This window comes from Burkholderia sp. LMU1-1-1.1 (assembly GCF_040675865.1).
In the GTDB taxonomy this organism is placed as follows: Bacteria; Pseudomonadota; Gammaproteobacteria; order Burkholderiales; family Burkholderiaceae_D; genus Rugamonas.
In genome coordinates, this window is record NZ_JBEGHG010000056.1 from 322,745 (window position 1) to 339,122 (window position 16,378).

17 protein-coding genes are annotated in these 16,378 nt (G+C 62.4%); 11 read left to right on the plus strand and 6 right to left on the minus strand.

What is annotated here, in order from left to right:
* Positions 1 to 5: 5 nt before the first annotated feature.
* Together MRBLMU1_RS27005 and MRBLMU1_RS27010 are read right to left on the minus strand one after the other, a co-directional pair.
* Positions 6 to 353, minus strand: a complete 348-nt coding sequence (locus MRBLMU1_RS27005) for an ArsR/SmtB family transcription factor (protein WP_363508371.1) — start codon at positions 351 to 353, stop codon at positions 6 to 8.
* A 9-nt stretch (positions 354 to 362) separates the two neighbouring features.
* Entirely contained in the window at positions 363 to 1,031 is a 669-nt protein-coding gene (locus MRBLMU1_RS27010; RefSeq protein ID WP_363508374.1) for an SRPBCC domain-containing protein, read from the minus strand.
* A gap of 353 nt (positions 1,032 to 1,384) precedes the next feature.
* On the opposite strand from MRBLMU1_RS27010, the gene MRBLMU1_RS27015 reads away from it, so the two are divergent.
* Positions 1,385 to 1,831 carry a hypothetical protein gene (locus tag MRBLMU1_RS27015; RefSeq protein WP_363508377.1) on the plus strand — a complete coding sequence of 149 codons (447 nt, stop codon included), beginning with the start codon at positions 1,385 to 1,387 and terminating at the stop codon, positions 1,829 to 1,831.
* 594 nt (positions 1,832 to 2,425) lie between these two features.
* On the opposite strand, the gene MRBLMU1_RS27020 is transcribed toward MRBLMU1_RS27015, so the two are convergent.
* A complete protein-coding gene (locus MRBLMU1_RS27020) occupies positions 2,426 to 3,949 on the minus strand; it encodes a PLP-dependent aminotransferase family protein (protein ID WP_363508380.1) in 1,524 nt (507 codons plus the stop codon).
* 103 nt (positions 3,950 to 4,052) lie between these two features.
* Between MRBLMU1_RS27020 and MRBLMU1_RS27025 the strand changes: the two genes are divergently transcribed.
* A complete protein-coding gene (locus MRBLMU1_RS27025; protein WP_363508383.1) occupies positions 4,053 to 4,688 on the plus strand; it encodes an FMN-binding negative transcriptional regulator in 636 nt (211 codons plus the stop codon).
* 106 nt (positions 4,689 to 4,794) lie between these two features.
* Here MRBLMU1_RS27025 and MRBLMU1_RS27030 read toward each other — a convergent pair whose 3' ends face one another.
* The gene (locus tag MRBLMU1_RS27030; protein WP_363508386.1) at positions 4,795 to 5,223 is read right to left on the minus strand and encodes a thioredoxin family protein; all 429 of its coding nucleotides are present in this window, start codon (positions 5,221 to 5,223) and stop codon (positions 4,795 to 4,797) included.
* A 96-nt stretch (positions 5,224 to 5,319) separates the two neighbouring features.
* Between MRBLMU1_RS27030 and tsaB the strand changes: the two genes are divergently transcribed.
* The 5 genes from tsaB to MRBLMU1_RS27055 all read left to right on the plus strand — a co-directional run bounded on the left by tsaB (position 5,320) and on the right by MRBLMU1_RS27055 (position 9,184).
* Positions 5,320 to 6,033 (plus strand): tRNA (adenosine(37)-N6)-threonylcarbamoyltransferase complex dimerization subunit type 1 TsaB, encoded by a 714-nt coding sequence (gene tsaB / locus MRBLMU1_RS27035; RefSeq protein ID WP_363508389.1) that lies wholly within the window; start codon positions 5,320 to 5,322, stop codon positions 6,031 to 6,033.
* Positions 6,030 to 6,500, plus strand: coding sequence for a ribosomal protein S18-alanine N-acetyltransferase (gene rimI / locus MRBLMU1_RS27040; protein ID WP_363508392.1), 471 nt, complete (start codon positions 6,030 to 6,032; stop codon positions 6,498 to 6,500). The genes tsaB and rimI overlap by 4 nt, the downstream gene beginning before the upstream one ends.
* The gene (locus MRBLMU1_RS27045; RefSeq protein WP_363508395.1) at positions 6,497 to 7,507 is read left to right on the plus strand and encodes a uracil-DNA glycosylase; all 1,011 of its coding nucleotides are present in this window, start codon (positions 6,497 to 6,499) and stop codon (positions 7,505 to 7,507) included. Before rimI ends, MRBLMU1_RS27045 begins: the two co-directional genes overlap by 4 nt.
* On the plus strand, positions 7,500 to 8,480 hold the full coding sequence (locus MRBLMU1_RS27050) for a DUF1853 family protein (protein ID WP_363508398.1): 981 nt from the start codon (positions 7,500 to 7,502) through the stop codon (positions 8,478 to 8,480). The genes MRBLMU1_RS27045 and MRBLMU1_RS27050 overlap by 8 nt, the downstream gene beginning before the upstream one ends.
* An 80-nt stretch (positions 8,481 to 8,560) precedes the next feature.
* Positions 8,561 to 9,184, plus strand: a complete 624-nt coding sequence (locus MRBLMU1_RS27055; RefSeq protein ID WP_363508723.1) for a glutathione S-transferase family protein — start codon at positions 8,561 to 8,563, stop codon at positions 9,182 to 9,184.
* 174 nt (positions 9,185 to 9,358) lie between these two features.
* Here the strand turns inward: MRBLMU1_RS27055 and lplT are convergent, their stop codons facing one another.
* Complete coding sequence (lplT, locus tag MRBLMU1_RS27060) at positions 9,359 to 10,621, minus strand: lysophospholipid transporter LplT (RefSeq protein WP_363508401.1); 1,263 nt, start codon at positions 10,619 to 10,621, stop codon at positions 9,359 to 9,361.
* Between the two features lie 133 nt (positions 10,622 to 10,754).
* Here lplT and alr point away from each other — a divergent pair, with 133 nt between their 5' ends.
* The 3 genes from alr (at position 10,755) to MRBLMU1_RS27075 (ending at position 13,633) form a co-directional block, all read left to right on the plus strand.
* Entirely contained in the window at positions 10,755 to 11,858 is a 1,104-nt protein-coding gene (alr, locus tag MRBLMU1_RS27065) for an alanine racemase (RefSeq protein ID WP_363508404.1), read from the plus strand.
* Between the two features lie 4 nt (positions 11,859 to 11,862).
* On the plus strand, positions 11,863 to 13,239 hold the full coding sequence (gene radA / locus MRBLMU1_RS27070; RefSeq protein ID WP_363508407.1) for a DNA repair protein RadA: 1,377 nt from the start codon (positions 11,863 to 11,865) through the stop codon (positions 13,237 to 13,239).
* Positions 13,240 to 13,303: 64 nt separating this feature from the next.
* Positions 13,304 to 13,633 (plus strand): PilZ domain-containing protein, encoded by a 330-nt coding sequence (locus MRBLMU1_RS27075; protein WP_363508409.1) that lies wholly within the window; start codon positions 13,304 to 13,306, stop codon positions 13,631 to 13,633.
* 5 nt (positions 13,634 to 13,638) lie between these two features.
* On the opposite strand, the gene MRBLMU1_RS27080 is transcribed toward MRBLMU1_RS27075, so the two are convergent.
* Positions 13,639 to 14,835 (minus strand): citrate synthase family protein, encoded by a 1,197-nt coding sequence (locus tag MRBLMU1_RS27080; protein ID WP_363508411.1) that lies wholly within the window; start codon positions 14,833 to 14,835, stop codon positions 13,639 to 13,641.
* A 90-nt stretch (positions 14,836 to 14,925) separates the two neighbouring features.
* Between MRBLMU1_RS27080 and MRBLMU1_RS27085 the strand changes: the two genes are divergently transcribed.
* The gene (locus tag MRBLMU1_RS27085; RefSeq protein WP_363508414.1) at positions 14,926 to 16,320 is read left to right on the plus strand and encodes a CoA transferase; all 1,395 of its coding nucleotides are present in this window, start codon (positions 14,926 to 14,928) and stop codon (positions 16,318 to 16,320) included.
* The last annotated feature ends 58 nt before the right edge of the window (positions 16,321 to 16,378 follow it).

Below are 16,378 nucleotides of genomic sequence, written 5' to 3' on the forward strand. Positions count from 1 at the left end.
ACTTTTCATTTCCCCTTCGCGTCCTCTTGCAATATCGCGTCCAGTGCATCGAAGCGCTGTTCCCACATCCGGCGGTTAACCGCCACCCATTGTGCAAGGACGTCTAGTCCGTGGCCGTCGAGTTCGCACACCCGAACGCGGCCGACCTTGCGCGTCTGCAGTATTCCGCAGGTTTGCAGGACGCGCAGATGCTGGGAGATGGCGGTAAGCGTCACATTCAGCGCTGCGGCCAGCGAGCTGACCGATTGCGGCCCTTGAGCGACCAGCTTGACGATCGCGCGGCGGGTGGCGTCTCCCAGCGCGGCGAAAACCTGGTCCGCCGCCTCCGTCTGCAGTGCCGTTAAGTGGTTCATGCGGGCCCTTTACTTGACGACTAGCGCGGCATGCAATTGGTCCAGCAGCAGCTGCCAGCCGGTCCGTCGCAGCTCCGGGCCATCCGCGCCATCGCCGTACATCGCCTGATGGGTGAAGATCAGGCGCGTGGAGTCGGATGCCTCGCTGAAGAACTCGAACGTGTGCAACGACGCGGAAAAACGCCGTTCGCCCATCGCCATCGTGGCGGCGGCGACGATGCGATGTTGCGGCACGATATCAAGGATGTATCCGTTTGATTCCAGCGCCACGCCCGCGAAGGGCGTGCCGGGTTTGAAGCGATAGCGCGCCAGTTCGCGTCCGCCAATTTCGAATTGCATATCATACTGTTCGATCTCATGCTGGGCGCCTTCGGCAAACCAGCGCTTTTTCTCGCGCGGATCGCTGAACGCCTGAAACACGCGCGCCAGCGGGGCGGCGAAGGTACGCTCCATGGTGAAGGTATCGAACTGCGCTGACTGAGCCATAATCTTCCTCCGATAGTGAAGTTGAGACTTCAGTTTAAAAGAGTCAAATGGTGAAGTCAACACTTCACTAACGGCGATGTTGGATTGGTCGGAGACGTGGCGAGGCCGACGGATGAAAAAATAGACGGCCCAGAAAATTCCATTGATGGCGCCAAGGGCGCTAAACAGGAAGAGCCATTGGCGGGCGATCATAGGGCGTGTCGTGTGTTATGGCGTCGAAACTAAGTATAGACACAAACACAAGTCTGGAGCTTGGCTCTGGGCCATGTAATAACAAATTGAATCGATAATTGCAGTACCTCTCAAGGCCCTGTCCCACCGACTTGTCCTTGTTCCACGGCGTACATTGGCTTTGGGAGCTTTTCACGAGATTCATCGTAGACCTCCTCGGTTGAAGCTTTACTATGCGCTCGACGGGCTGCGGTCGTATCCGATGGTGAGGTGGTAATTGGTGAGCTTTCCCTTTGGGCAAGATGGTATCCTTGCTCATAGGCCGAGTCCGCCAGAAGCTACCGGTGCCTCCAACTAATACACGGAAATATCGAATGCGAATAGTTGCAACGTTTGAATTGACAACTTTCAAGTATCCACCTGAAGACATAAGCGAGCTGACCGAGCCTCCCGGTAAAGATGTCGCAGTATGGCTAGCGGCGCGCCTGCGAGCACTTGACAGCGAAGTTGTGGCAGCCCCCGAGCCCGAAGATTTTGGATGGTATATAACGTTCTCGACAGAGGGCGTTCTCTATCAGGCGGTCATCGGTCCTGGAGGAGATGAATTCTGGTATGTCGTTGTTGAGCGAGTCGTCGGTTTTTTACCCTCTATTCTTGGTTTTCGACGTAAGCATAAAACCCCACAAGGGCTACTTTTCGTTCACACTGCATTAAAAGACGCTGAAGAGACGAGCCAGCTTCAGTGGCATTCATGGAAATCATTTAGCAGGGGCGGGGCTTCAGCATTTGATAATGGCATTGACATGCCTGTAGCGATTTAGACCGTAGCTGGCCATGAACGGCCCTTCCGCGCCGACCCTCTACACGATGCGTTGGAAATGCTGCCAGTTGGGAAATTTACAAAAAAATCATGATTTCGTACATCAGATCAATAGCTGCATTTTGTTTGGTCGCGGCCGGACTGACCTACTTTTCGCTGGTGGTACCAGGACGCGTTATCGCAGTTTGCTCGAATATAGGGATGCCCATTTATTGTCCGGTGCTCGCATATGGTTTTCCGCTTCCGTTCATCGCCGACAGCCAGGCAATATCACCGGTAGGCTCGGTGGCCCGAGACCCTTTATCTTTAATGGTAGGAGAGGATGACGTCTTATGGTCACAGCTGGGGATTTCGATTTTGTTTTGGATGCTAGCTGTTGTGGTCAGCAGATTAGCGTGGCGTCTCTGGAGGCGGAGACGCAGCAGCGTGCGCCCCGATAGCTCAAGGTCGACTTAGGATCCTCTTGAGCCTGAAGTTAGAATTTGTGGGTTATGTAGATACGCAAACTGCTATGCTATACCCGTCGACCGAGTTCGGCCAGGAGCCGACCTTGGTCAATTGGGCATGCAACGTCTGCTTATGAATTGCTGAGCGGTCATTTGGCAAATGACTCTATTCGGCAATTGACGAGCAGCCCGGGGGGAGTTACTTGGAAAGCTTCTTCAAGCACTTGGCGTAGCCTTCGTACGCCATCCCTCAGCTGCTCATTCGTGAAGCCACCGAAGCCAAGCATCAAACCGGATAGCGGTAGATTGCTGGAGCACATCGGTGACAAGGCTCGTAACGCAACTCCTGCTTTGTTGGCAGCCTTCGCTACGGCCACGTCGTCTAGCCCATTGGGAAGCCAGGCAACGATATGCATTCCCTGGTCGGCCGGCTGGATGCGCAGCTCGGGCAGCTCAACTTTTAGCGCATCAATCAGCGCCCGGCGTCGCTCGCCGTAAATGGCGCGAATCCGCCGGATATGGGTCTCGAAGTAGCCTTCCTTCATGTAGGCCGCGATGACATGTTGTTCTGTCAATGGCGAACCTCGACCCATCAAAGCTCGCGCCCCGACAAAGGACTTGACCAAGCAATCAGGTACCACGACGTAACCCAGCCGAAGTGATGGCGCCAAGACCTTGCTGAAGGTCCCCAGATAGATAACCCGGCTGTTATCCAAGCCCTGCATGGCAGGAAACGGTTGGCCGGAATAGCGCAACTCACTGTCGTAGTCGTCTTCGACTATCCATCCACCAGACTTCGTCCATTCAATGAGCGCCAGGCGTCTAGGCATGCTCAGTGGCATTCCCATCGGATACTGGTGCGAAGGGGTCACAAAGGCAGCCTTGGCCGCGGGGCACATCTCCAGGGCTCTGGCCACATCGAAGCCTTGGCTATCTACCGCGATTCGCTGCACTTCTATGCCGCGTTCTTCGAGTACCGAAGTCAATCCCGGGTAGGCTGGGTCCTCAGCCCAAGCAGCATCTCCGGGGGACAGCAACACCCGGGCAGCCAAATAGAGTCCCTGCTGCGCACCTTCGGTGATGATGATGTTCTCTGGGCCACAGCGAACAGCACGTGCCTTCCGGAGATAGTCCGCAATCGCTTCTCGCAATGTCAGCAGGCCACTGGGGTCGCTGTAACCTGATGGCGCCGCGACTTGTGATACCCGAACGCGGTTGTTGAGCCGTCGCCAGTGGTCATCCATCGCCACGGCCCCCTCTGGCACAGCAATGGAAAATGGTATTGAGGGCAGTGGTGCCAAGCGCTCGGCAATGGCTGCATAGCGTGCTGCGGCCTTGGGCGGAGACGGTATGGAATCCGTATGCTCCACTGAACTGCGATGAACGGCTGCATCCGGCTCATGAAGCATAGCCGCTACTCGTGTGCTGGCACCGGGCTGTGCATCCAGACACCCTTCGGCCATCAACTGCTCGTAAGCTTCCGTCACGGTTCCCCGTGACACGCCCAAGGACTCGGCCAAAGCCCTGGTGGATGGCAGCCGCTCTCCAGCAGCCAACTCCCCTCTGGAGATAGCGTTGCGCAGCGCTTCTGCCAATTGCCGGCCAATTCCGCCTCGGGTGCGGTCAATCGCTCCAAGGGCAGGAATCTCTATCAACAACTGACGACGCGGCAAAAGCAGGCTCTCCTTACGCAGAAAACTGGACCATTTAATTCATGGGTATCTGGCTCTTAATTATAGTCCGGTTTTCCGGAAAAATGCACCCACGAATTGACCGATGAAAGGAACCGAAATGCACTGCCCATCCATGTTTAGAGAAGAGCGTCTTGATGTTCTCCATAACCTGATTTCCGCACACCCCTTAGCTACGCTGATTACCGCCGGGAGCAATGGCCTGATGGCAAACCTGATTCCCTTTACGCTTCACGTCGGAGGGGAACACGGGATACTGCGTGCGCATCTGGCGCGGGGAAACAAGCAACTGGACGCTCTTCGTGAGGGAGCCGAGGCATTGGTGATTTTCCAAGGCCCTGAATGCTATGTGACACCCTCGTGGTATCCGTCCAAAGCTGAAAACGGCAAAGTCGTGCCTACTTGGAACTTTGCGATGGTCCAAGCACGGGGCAATCCACAGGTCTTCGATGATGCGACCTGGGTTCGGGCTCAAATCGACGAGATGACCAACAACCATGAGAGCCAACGCGAACGTCCCTGGAAGGTCTCCGATGCCCCGGAAGACTTTATCGCGGCTCAACTCAAAGCCATTGTGGGAATCGAGATTGCCATCAGTTCAATCGAGGGGAAGTGGAAGGTGAGTCAGAACCGGTTGCCAGCCGACCGCCAGGGTGTCATTGACGGATTAAGGGCTGAGCAGGTTTGTCCGTCGATGTTGGCTGCGATGGAGGTGCGATAGGAATCAAGGGAGGTCCGTTATCAGCGCGAAGCAGCCAGTACCTCTGGCTGCCCCGAACGGCTGGATTGGGGCGGAAACAGCCATTCGACTTTCGCGGCCGAGGCAATCACCCCAACGCATTCCGCATCAACGTCCGCAAATTACAATCATTCTGCCAGCGCGCCCGCTCCTCGCTGTTGAGCGCCAGCGCCTGCAGTTCCTCGTCGCTTTGCTGGGTCTGCGACTGCACCAGGCGGTGCGCCAGCCCGCCGTCCGGCAGCATGGTGCCGAAGAAGGTGACCAGTTCGTGATGCTGGATCAGCAAGGTGGGGAAGTTCTCCACGTCCAAGTCACCCACCACATCCGCATGATCCTCGATGTCGATCCAGACGAAGAACTTGTCGGGATGGCGCGCGGCCAGTTCGTCGAACGTGGCGCGGTAGGATTCGCATGTGCCGCACCAGGCCGCGCACAGGCACGCGACGATCCAGCGGTCGCCGGATAGGGCGGCCGCGACTTCTTGGCGATTGGCGGAATTTAAGGTCAAGCTATGCATAGGATCGTCGACTGACGGCGTTCTCAGCGCCCAAAGGAGATATTCTACATGCCCGCGCGGGGTCGCGCCTGCCTCCGGGCCGGGTTAAAATACGGGATGCCTATTATTCTTGCCATTGAAACCTCGTCCGAACTGGCCTCTTGCGCGCTGCTGCGGGGCGAAACCGTGATCAGCCGCGTGTCGTCCGGCGTGCGTACCCATTCCCAATCCATCTTGCCGATGATCCAGGAACTGCTGGCCGAAGCCGGCATCGCATTGAAGGATTGCGACGCGATCGCCTTCGGCTCCGGTCCCGGCTCGTTCACAGGCGTGCGCACCGCCTGCGGCATCGCCCAGGGACTCGCTTTCGGCGCCAGTCTGCCGGTGGTGCCGGTCGTCACGCTCGACGCGATGGCGCTCGCTTGCCGCCAGCGCCATGGCGCCGCCGACGTGCTGGCCGTGCTGGACGCGCGCATGGGCGAGGTCTATTGGGCGCAATACCGTTTCGAGGCCGATGCGGGCAACATCGCCGAGCCGGCCGCCGTGCTGCCGCCGACCCTGTCGGCGCCCGATGGCGTGCGGCCGCAGGGCACGCCCGTCGCTTGCGGCAACGGCTTGTCGGCCTATGCCGAGGCGTTCCCGGCCGGCGGCCACGCCGAGGTGATGCCGCACGCGGAACAAATCGCGCAACTGGCCAGCATCGCTTTCGCTGCCGGCAACACGGTGACGGCGGCCGAGGCGCAGCCGCTGTATCTGCGTAACAAGATCGCCTACACCCAGGCCGAGCGCCGCGATATGGCGATTGCCAAGGCGGCGGAAGGCGTGGCATGAAGCAGATGTGGGATCTGGCGCGCTTGAACTACGAGCCGATGCAGAAGACCGACCTGGCCGAGGTGCTGGCGCTGGAGGAGAGCGTTTATCCGCATCCCTGGAGCATGGGCAACTTCGCCGATTCGCTGAGCAGCAACTACGAGGCCTGGGTATTGCGCGACCAGGCCGGTGTGTTGCTGGGCTACTTCCTGCTGATGGCGATCGTCGACGAGGCGCATCTGCTGAACGTGGCGGTGTCGGCCGAGCGGCAGGGGCAGGGGCTGGGACGCTTGCTGCTGAACCAGGCGGTGGCCTGCGCGCGCGGGCTGGGAATGACGTCGGTGCTGCTGGAAGTGCGGCCGTCGAACGAGCGCGCGTTGAAGATTTACGAACGCTATGGATTTAAACAGATCGGCCGGCGCAAGGGATATTACCCGGCGGCCGACCAGCAACGCGAGGACGCCATCGTTATGCGGTTCGGAATATGAGTCAGACAGCAACCCGCAGCGCGATTTTCCTGGAGGAGATGGGCATCGGCGCGCATTGGTCCCTGCGCAACCGTCCAGCCGCCCCGGCGCCGGCCGATGCCGCCGAGCCGGCCTACGAGCCGCCAGTAGATGCAGAGGCTGAGCAGGCCGCGTTCACGCAGGCGGTTATGCAGGCGGTAATGGAACCTCCGGTTGCCGAACAACCGGTTCGCGCGCAGCCAGTCAACGAACAGCCTGTCCGTGAGCAGCCAGCCCCTGCTGCGGCCCGCCCACCAATGCCCGAAGCGCCACCGGCCAGCGCCCCGCGCGCGGCCCCGGTGACGGCCGTCGACGCCGCACCTGCTGCCCCATCCGCCCCGCGCACCGACATGGCCGGCGACGACTCGACCGCCTGGTTCGACGAGGCGCCGGTGCCGGCCCGCGCCGCGCCGGTCAGCGACGAGGCGATCGCGGCGATGGACTGGGCGCAATTGCGCACCGCCGTGTCCACTTGCACCCGCTGCCAGTTGAGCGCCACGCGCCGCAACGCCGTCAATGGCCGGGGCGCGACCGATGCCTCCTGGATCGCGCTGTCCGCCGGTCCGTCGCGCCTGGACGAAAAAGACAGCCAGCCGGTCGCGGGCGAGGCCGGCCAATTGCTCGACAACATGCTCAAAGCCATCGCGCTCAAGCCCGATGCGGACGTGTATGTGACCAATCTGGTCAAATGCCGCCCGGCCGCCGAGGACGGCGCCGACCGCCCACCGACCATCGACGAGCTGACCGCCTGCCGTCCCTACCTGCACCGCGAGCTGCAACTGACCGGCGCGTCGATGGCGATGACGTTCGGCCAGCACGCCGCCAAGGGCCTGATGATGGGACCGGCCGCGCGCGGCAAGGTGATGCGCTACGGCGATGCCGGCTTACCGGTTGTAGCGACCTACCATCCGGACGACCTGTTGCGCCGCCCGGAAGACAAGGCCAAGGCCTGGGGCGATTTGTGCTTGGCGAAGGCGGCCCGTGACTAGGCAGCCGCCGACGCCGCCCGGCACCGCGCCCGATAGCTATCAGGCGCGGTTCGAGCGGCGTTGGGGGCATTTGACCCGTCCCCACGTGCGCGCGCTGGCCTGGCTGCTGGACGCGCCCGACCTGCTCGATCCGGCTTCGCCGCACTGGCAGGGCCGCATCGCCACCGTGGGCGCGATGACCCAGGACACCGCTGACTGGCTGGCCGCGCTGGAGCAGGATCCGGTTCCGCTGGAGGCGGCGCTGGGCGCGCGGCATTACTCCCGCCTGGGCTTGTACGCGGAAAAGCTGATGGCCTTCTACTTTGCCGAGCACGGCAAGCTGGTCGCGCACGGCTTGCAGGTGCGCGCCAACCGCAACGACACCGTCGGCGAGTTCGATTTCCTGCTGCGCGACGGCGACGATCTGGTGCATCTGGAGTTCGCCACCAAGTTCTACTTGCTCGACGCCGATAGCGCCGGGGATGGCTTCAACGGGTTGATCGGCCCGAATCTGGCCGACACCCTGGGCGCGAAGATGCGTAAGATTTTCGATAAACAACTGTCTCTGGCCCGACATCCGGCCGCGCAGCCGCTGTTGCCGCAACCGGTGGCGCGCGCGCTGGCGCTGGTCAAAGGCTGGCTGTTCTATCCCGGCGGCGAGGCCGGGCGCGGCATGGCCGGCATTTCGCAGCCGCACTGCAATGGTTTTTGGATGTCGATGGCGCAGGCGCAAAGTCTGAGGGGGGAGCGTTTCATCATCATGCATCGCCTGCTGTGGCTGGCGCCGTTGAAGGCGGCCGACGGCGCGATGGATCTGAACGGGTTGCTGGCCGCGCTGGACGAACAAATGGCCAAGGTCAGCGCGCCGGTGATGGTGGCGGTGATGCGGGAAGAGGGAGGCTGGCTGGTGGAGGAGCGGCGTGGATTCGTGGTGCCGGACGATTGGCAGGCGCAAGCCGCGCAACGGCGTCAAAATGGGACGTTGCCGACCTAACTCCAATGGGATTCATTTAGGATACATAACGAACCTCAATGTTTGGCTTTGCCGATCAAACTGACCGAATCGGAAATTTCATGCTAAAAATTTTAGGCAAAGCCACATCGATCAACGTGCGCAAGGTGCTGTGGACGTGCGCCGAACTTGGTATCGAATTCGACCGCGAGGATTGGGGCGCTGGCTTCCAATCAACCGCGCAGGAAAGCTTTGTCGCACTCAATCCTAACGCGATGGTGCCTGTGATTCTGGACGGCGATTTTGTCCTGTGGGAGTCGAATACGATTTGCCGCTACTTGTGCAATAAGACCGGCGACACGCAGCTGTTACCGGCTGGAGCCCAGTCGCGAGCGCGCGTCGAGCAGTGGATGGACTGGCAGGCCACTGAGTTGAACAATGCTTGGCGTTACGCCTTCATGGCGCTCGTCCGTGATAGTCCGGCGCATCGTGACCGTGACCAGATACAGACGAGTATCGAGACCTGGAACCGGCACATCGGGATATTGGACCGTCAACTGGCCGCTGTCGGCCCCTACGTGATCGGGGACGCGTTCTCGCTGGCGGACGTGGTGCTGGGCCTATCTGTCAACCGATGGATGCTTGCCCCGATCGAGCGGCCACAGTACTTGGCTGTCCTCGACTATTACAAGCTCTTGAGCGAACGCGCGGGCTTTCGTGAATTTGGCTGTAACGGGGAGCCTTAGCGGGGGCAAGTCTGTCATTCGGACTGGAGCTGAACAGTAACGCCTTCTACCGTCCAACCCGTGTCCGAATGACAGACTTGACCCCGTTCTGGGACGTCGCCGAACGAACTCCAATCGGATTCAATCGTGTTTCCGCGCTGTATCGTGTTTCACGTTGCAACGCGTCGTTTATCTTTAATGTTTTGCTTCGCCGATCAGGGCGATCGAATCGAATTCGCGCTGATTGGCTTGGTGTCTGCGCATGATGAAGAACATCGTGCCGGCCAGGAACAGACCGAAGATCAGGATGATGGCGTTCAGATTCAGGTGGCCGCGCAGCATCAGCGAGTACGCTGCCAGCATCACGAGGATGGACAAATTCTCGTTGAAATTTTGCACCGCGATCGAGTGGCCGGCGCTCATCAGCACGTGGCCGCGGTGCTGCAGCAACGCGTTCATCGGCACCAGGAAGAAGCCGCCCAGCAAACCGACCAGCACCAGCAGCGGGTAGGCCAGCGCCACCGACTTAACCAGCGTCATGCCCATGACGATGACGCCCATGGCGATGCCGACCGGGATCACGGTGAGCGACTTGCGCAAGGTGATCGAACGCGCCGAAATGACCGCGCCGGCCGCCACGCCGATGGCGACCACGCCGACCAAGCTGGTTGACTGCTCGTAGGTCAGCTTGAGCGTACGGTTGGCCCATTCGAGCACGATGAATTGCAAGGTTTGCGCGGCGCCCCAGAATAAGGTGGTGACCGCCAGCGAGATCTGGCCCAGCTTGTCTTTCCACAGCAGGCTGTAGCAGTTGGCGAAGTCGGTGACCAGCTTGATCGGGTTGCGTTCCTGGTGCCCGTAGCGGCAGCCGGTGTCGGGGATGCGGGTGTTGAACAGCGCCGCGATGATATAGATGCCGACCACCACGCACAGTGCCGATTGGGTCGGTGTGGTGATGCCGGTGTCGATCAGCGGCAGGTCGAAGCCGAGCAGATAGGACGAGACCCGATTGCCGACCAGCGCGCCACCCATGACGGTGCCGAAGATGATGGACATGACGGTCAAGCCTTCCACCCAGCCGTTGGCGGCGACCAGTTTCTCGGCCGGCAGCAGTTCGGTCAGGATGCCGTATTTGGCCGGCGAATAGACGGCGGCGCCAAATCCGACGATGGCGTACGCGAGCAGCGGGTGGACATTGGCGAAAATCAGCATGCAACCGGCAACCTTGATCAGGTTGGAGATGAACATGACTTTGCCTTTTGGCATCGAATCGGCGAAGGCGCCTACAAATGCGGCCAACAGCACGTAAAAGAGCGTAAATGAAAGCTTCAACAGGGGCGTGATCCACCCCGGCGAGTTCATATTGATCAGCAGGTCAATCGCAACAAAGAGCAACGCATTATCCGCCAGCGACGAAAAGAATTGCGCTGCCATGATGGTATAGAAACCACGATTCATTCTGGGATGCCTGAAAGCTTGTATTGGCTTGCTTTATACCACGCTTTGATCGGAACCCCCAAGAATTGAGCGGTGCGCCTGCGGTGGGCGCACGGTAAAATACGGCTCCACTGTTTCTGATAAAGATAGCACTATGCCAAGGCCAATCGTCGCGACCATCCACATTGCATCCATGCAGCATAATTTGGCGCGCGCCAAGGCGGGTTCGCCCGGCGCCAAGGTGTGGGGCGTGCTCAAGGCCAATGGCTACGGGCACGGGCTGGAGCGGGCGATGCGCGGTTTCGCCGACGCCGACGGCCTGGCGCTGGTCGAGGTCGATAATGCCGTGCGGCTGCGCGAGATGGGCTGGAAAAAACCGATCCTGTTACTAGAGGGTTTCTTCGGTCCCGACGATGTGAACACCATGGCCGGCTACAACCTGGAGGCGGCCGTCCACTGCAACGAGCAGCTGGCGTGGCTGGAGGCGGCCCAGGAGTCGTTGACGGCGCGCGGCATCAAGCTCAATTTGCATCTAAAAATGAACAGCGGCATGAACCGGCTCGGTTTCATGCCCGACGCCTTCGCCGCCGCCCACGCGCGTCTGGTGGCCATTTCCTGCGTCGGCAGTATCACCCTGATGACCCACTTCGCCAACGCCGACGACGCCAAGCACCTGCTGCTGCCGATCGACGAGCAGATCCGCCGCTTCGAAGCCGCCGCCGCCGGCTTGCCGGGCATGCGCAGCCTGTCGAATTCGGCCGGCGTGCTGCGCCAGGACGAGCTGGCCGACATCCTGCGCAACGACTGGGTGCGTCCGGGCATCATGCTGTACGGCGGCACGCCGGGCGGCAAGTCGGCCGAGGAATACGGCCTGCTGCCCGCCATGACGCTGGCGAGCGAGATCATCGGCGTGCAGCAGATCGCCGCTGGCGACGTGGTCGGCTACGGCAGCCGCTTCCAGGCCGAGGGGCCGATGCGGGTCGGCGTGGTCGCCTGCGGCTATGCCGACGGCTATCCGCGCCACGCGCCGGTCGACACGCCGGTGCTGGTCGACGGCGTGCGCACCCGCCTGGTCGGGCGCGTGTCGATGGACCTGCTGACGGTCGACCTGACCGATCTGCCCGACGTCAAAGTCGGCAGCAAGGTGACCTTGTGGGGCAAGGGCTTGCCGATCGACGAGGTCGCCAACGCGGCCGGCACCATCGGCTATGAGCTGATGTGCGCGCTGGGACAGCGCGTGGCCGTGGTCGAGGACTGAGCGGATGGCCAAGGCTAAAACCAATTACACCTGCACCGAGTGCGGCGCCACCTCCACCAAGTGGACCGGGCAATGTTCCTCGTGCCAGCAGTGGAACACGATGGTGGAGACGCTCATCGAGACCGGCGGCAACAACCGCTATTCGCAGCCGCAGCACATGGCGCTGGCGCAGACCGCGCCGGTGCTGTCGCTGGCCGATATCGACGCCATCGACGTGCCGCGCTTCGGCACCGGCATCGAGGAGTTCGACCGCGTGCTCGGCGGCGGGCTGGTGTCCGGCGGCGTGGTGCTGATCGGCGGCGACCCCGGCATCGGCAAGTCGACCCTGCTGCTGCAGGCGCTGGCCAATCTGTCGCATTTGAAGAAAGTTTTATATGTCAGCGGCGAGGAATCCGGCGCCCAGATCGCGCTGCGCGCCAAGCGCTTGCAGGTCGACGCCCGCGATCTGAAACTGCAGGCCGAGATCCAGCTGGAAAAAATACTCGGCACCCTGGCCGACCTGAAGCCGGACGTGGCGGTCATCGACTCGATCCAGACCGTCTATTCCGACGCGCTGAGCTCGGCGCCAGGTTCGGTGGCCCAGGTGCGCGAATGCGCGGCCCAGCTGACCCGTGTGGCCAAGCAGACCGGCATCACCATTATCCTGGTGGGCCACGTAACGAAGGAGGGCGCGCTGGCCGGTCCGCGCGTGCTCGAGCACATCGTCGACACCGTGCTGTATTTCGAGGGCGACAACCATTCGAGCTTCCGCCTGGTGCGGGCGATCAAGAACCGCTTCGGCGCCGTCAACGAGCTGGGCGTGTTCGCCATGACGGAGAAGGGGCTCAAGGGTGTGTCGAACCCGTCGGCGCTGTTCTTGTCCCAGCATGACAACCAGGTGCCCGGTTCCTGCGTGATGGTGACGCAGGAGGGCACGCGGCCGCTGCTGGTGGAGATCCAGGCGCTGGTCGACGCCAGCCACCTGCCCAACGCGCGCCGCTTGTCGGTGGGCTTGGAGCAGAACCGGCTGGCGATGCTGCTGGCGGTCTTGCATCGCCACGCTGGCATCGCCGCCTTCGACCAGGACGTGTTCATCAACGCCGTGGGCGGCGTCAAGATCACCGAGCCGGCCGCCGACTTGGCGGTGCTGCTGGCGATCAATTCCTCGATGCGCAACAAGCCGCTGCCACGCGGCTTCGTCGTGTTCGGCGAGGTCGGCCTGGCCGGCGAGATCCGGCCGGCGCCGCGCGGCCAGGAGCGTTTGCGCGAGGCGGCCAAGCTGGGTTTCTCGATGGCGATGATCCCGACCTCCAACGCGCCCAAGCAACCGATCGAGGGCATGACGATTATTGCCGTCGATCGCATCGATGATGCCTTCAATAAGCTGCGCGAAATCCAATAAGGATGTATTGTTATGTGTTGTAATCAGCAATAGTGCTTAACACGTAACATTATGTAACTAAAGGATGGAAAAATTGTTAGTCGATCAACGGTCAGTCGCGCGCAAGATCGTACGCGCCAAAGTAGTCGTGGTGATGGATGGTATGCCGCCTCAGCAGGGACGCACCATCGACCTCTGCGCCACCGGGTTGTCGCTCACGTTCGACCACAAGCTGGCGGTCGGGCACATGGGGCAGGTGACGTTTGAGCTTTTCCTGGACGGCAAGGGCCAGCTGGTCAGCAGCCGTGCCAAAGTCACGTATTGCATTTTCAGTGGCGATCATTTCAAGATCGGCTACCAGTTCGTCAATCCGGACGCCGCCACCACCAGCATCGTCAACAAGTTCGTCCGCTAGGTTGTTCAACCAAGCTCGTCCGCCAGGCCGGCCCCGACATACCGGGCGCGCGGCCTGATCGGCCGGTTGGCTTGCACCTGCTCCAACGCGTGGGCGAGCCAGCCGACGCATCTTCCCAACGCAAACAAGACAAACGGCGCCTCGTCCGGCAGGCCGCACGCCGCCGCCAGCGCCGGCAGCGCGAAATCTACCGTCGGCAGCTCGCCCGCCTGCGCCTCGGCCTCGGCCGCCAGATCGGTGTAGGGTTGCAATTCCGGCAGCATCTTCAACATGGCCTTGGCGCGCGGGTCGCCTTCCGGATAGAGCCGGTGGCCGAAGCCGGGCAACGGCCTTCCGCTCGCCAGCCATTGCGCGATCGCGTCACGGGCGCCGGCCTGCCTGGCGAGGGCCAGCAGCCGGGCGAACTCCGCCGGGGCGCCGCCGTGCAGCGGACCGCTGAGCGTGGCGAGGCCGGCCAGCACGCCGGCCGCCAGCGAGGCGCCGGTCGAGACCGCGACGCGGGTGGCGAAGGTCGACGCGTTCAGCTCGTGGTCGGCCATCAGCACCAGCGCCCGGCGGATCAGGTCTTGTTCGGACGGGCAATGCCACGCGCGGGCGAGGCGGGCGCTGATGGTCAGGCCGGCGGCGTCCGGCAGCGCGCCGGTGATGGCTTCGGTCAGCGTGGACAGTATGGTGGCGGCGTCGGCGTGCAGCTCGTTTAATGGCCGAGCCAGCGAGGGCGTAGCGTTGGCGGCCAGGGTTGCCAGGGTTAGCAGGCCGAGGGCGAGGGGGCCGGGTTCGGCCGATCCGTTGCCAGCGGCTTGGCGCGCGGCCGCTGTCGCGGTCTTGGCGGGCGGGGCGGCTTGTATTGTCGATGGCGCGCATTGCCAGAGCAGTGCCGCGATATCTTCCAACGTCGCGGAGTTCGCCAGTATCGCCGCGTCTTGTCCGCGATAGAGCAGCTTGCCGTCGGCTGCCGTGGAGATCGACGATGGCAGCACCGGGTCGCCCCATTGCATGGCTTGCGCCGATACCGCGTCGACCTTGCGGCGGCCGTTGGCGCGCCTTGCCATGCGCAGCACGTCGTCACGGTGGTAGAGGCTGCGGCGCGGGTCGGCGTCGTCGGGCTTGGCGCGGATTTTGCCACGGCTGACGTTGGCGTACAGCGTTTGCGGGCGTACGTTCAGGATGTTCAGGGCTTCGGTGGCGGTCATCCAGACCATAGGCGTTTCCTATGTTGACGGTTCAAGTCAAGATTGACGCGTGATGCTTGCGGGTTCAAGCTGGGCAGCATATCAAGTTCTGGAGCTGTCATGTCTGTTATCTCTCGTCACCTGCTGCAAGCGGCGGCCTCTGCGCTCGCGCTTCCCGACGACGCGCCGGACGCGGTGCGCTTTGAAGGGAACGGCGCGCTGCCGTCATATTACGCCGTCTCCGATCTGGCGGCGGCGTCGGTCGGCGCGGCGGCGCTGGCGCTTCGTCAGTTGATCGTCGCGCAGGGCGGCGATGCCGCGCCGGTGCATGTCGATCGGCGGCTGGCGTCGCTTTGGTTCGGCTGGTCGATCCATCCCATCGGCTGGGAGCGCCCGCCGCTGTGGGACGCGGTGGCCGGCGATTACGCCACCGCCGACGGCTGGATACGCCTGCACACCAACGCCATCCATCATCGGGACGCCGCGCTGGCGGTGCTCGGCTGTGAGGTCGATCGCGACGCCGTGGCGCGCGCGGTGGCGGGCTGGCGCGGCGGGGAACTGGAAGCGGCGGTGGTCGGCAATGGCGGCTGCGCGGCGATGATGCGTTCGGCGGCGGAATGGGCTGCGCATCCGCAAGGCGTCGCGGTCGCCGCCGAGCCGCTGGTCGCGCTCGAGACGCGGGAGCTTGACGGTGCCGCGTCCGCGCAGGGTTGGCATCGCGCCGCCACGCCGGGGCGCCCACTGGCGGGATTGAAAGTGCTGGACCTCACGCGTGTGCTCGCCGGTCCTGTCGCGACCCGATTTCTGGCCGGCTATGGCGCAGACGTGCTGCGCATCGATCCGCCCGATTGGAATGAGCCCGGCGTGATTCCCGAGGTGACGCCAGGCAAACGCTGCGCGCGGCTGGACCTGCGCCAGCCGGCCGACCGTGCCATCTTTGAGGACTTGCTGGCGCGCGCGGATGTGCTGGTGCACGGCTATCGTCCGGCCGCGCTGGAGCGTTTGGGTTACGGCGAGCAATTCCGCCGCGCGCTCAACCCCGGACTGATCGATGTCAGCCTGGACGCGTATGGCTGGACCGGTCCACTGGCCGGCCGGCGCGGTTTCGATAGCCTGGTGCAAATGAGCTCGGGCATCGCCGATCATGGCATGCGGATGCAGGGCGCCAGCAAACCGGTGCCGCTGCCGGTGCAGGCGCTGGACCACGCCACCGGCTACCTGATGGCGGCGGCGGTGTTGCGCGGCTTGGTTTATCGGTTGACCGAAAACCGCGCGATGGGCGCGCGCCTGTCGTTGGCGCGCACCGCCAAATTGCTGGCAGACTCCGCGCCCGACGCCGGCGCGCAGCCTTTGGGCCCCGCTGGCGAGGCGGATCTGTCGCCGGGCATCGAGCATACGGAATGGGGCGCGGCGCGGCGCTTGTTACCGCCGGTGGTTGTTGGCGGCGCGCCGATGGTTTGGGATGGTCCGGCGGCGTCGCTCGGTTCGTCGACGCCGAGATTTTTGAATCTTTGAATGTTTCAAAATGTTTCAATATAGATTGGGCGGTAAATCCTGTTCTGTTCGCGGTATC

Coding starts and splice junctions, on each gene's coding strand:
- radA (WP_363508407.1), top strand. CDS start 11,863: ATGGCCAAGGCTAAAACCAATTACACCTGCACCGAGTGCGGCGCCACC.
- MRBLMU1_RS27030 (WP_363508386.1), bottom strand. CDS start 5,223: ATGCATAGCTTGACCTTAAATTCCGCCAATCGCCAAGAAGTCGCGGCC.
- MRBLMU1_RS27015 (WP_363508377.1), top strand. CDS start 1,385: ATGCGAATAGTTGCAACGTTTGAATTGACAACTTTCAAGTATCCACCT.
- MRBLMU1_RS27010 (WP_363508374.1), bottom strand. CDS start 1,031: ATGATCGCCCGCCAATGGCTCTTCCTGTTTAGCGCCCTTGGCGCCATC.
- alr (WP_363508404.1), top strand. CDS start 10,755: ATGCCAAGGCCAATCGTCGCGACCATCCACATTGCATCCATGCAGCAT.
- MRBLMU1_RS27025 (WP_363508383.1), top strand. CDS start 4,053: ATGAAAGGAACCGAAATGCACTGCCCATCCATGTTTAGAGAAGAGCGT.
- MRBLMU1_RS27055 (WP_363508723.1), top strand. CDS start 8,561: ATGCTAAAAATTTTAGGCAAAGCCACATCGATCAACGTGCGCAAGGTG.
- lplT (WP_363508401.1), bottom strand. CDS start 10,621: ATGAATCGTGGTTTCTATACCATCATGGCAGCGCAATTCTTTTCGTCG.
- MRBLMU1_RS27005 (WP_363508371.1), bottom strand. CDS start 353: ATGAACCACTTAACGGCACTGCAGACGGAGGCGGCGGACCAGGTTTTC.
- MRBLMU1_RS27085 (WP_363508414.1), top strand. CDS start 14,926: ATGTCTGTTATCTCTCGTCACCTGCTGCAAGCGGCGGCCTCTGCGCTC.
- rimI (WP_363508392.1), top strand. CDS start 6,030: ATGAAGCAGATGTGGGATCTGGCGCGCTTGAACTACGAGCCGATGCAG.
- MRBLMU1_RS27080 (WP_363508411.1), bottom strand. CDS start 14,835: ATGGTCTGGATGACCGCCACCGAAGCCCTGAACATCCTGAACGTACGC.
- MRBLMU1_RS27045 (WP_363508395.1), top strand. CDS start 6,497: ATGAGTCAGACAGCAACCCGCAGCGCGATTTTCCTGGAGGAGATGGGC.
- tsaB (WP_363508389.1), top strand. CDS start 5,320: ATGCCTATTATTCTTGCCATTGAAACCTCGTCCGAACTGGCCTCTTGC.
- MRBLMU1_RS27075 (WP_363508409.1), top strand. CDS start 13,304: ATGGAAAAATTGTTAGTCGATCAACGGTCAGTCGCGCGCAAGATCGTA.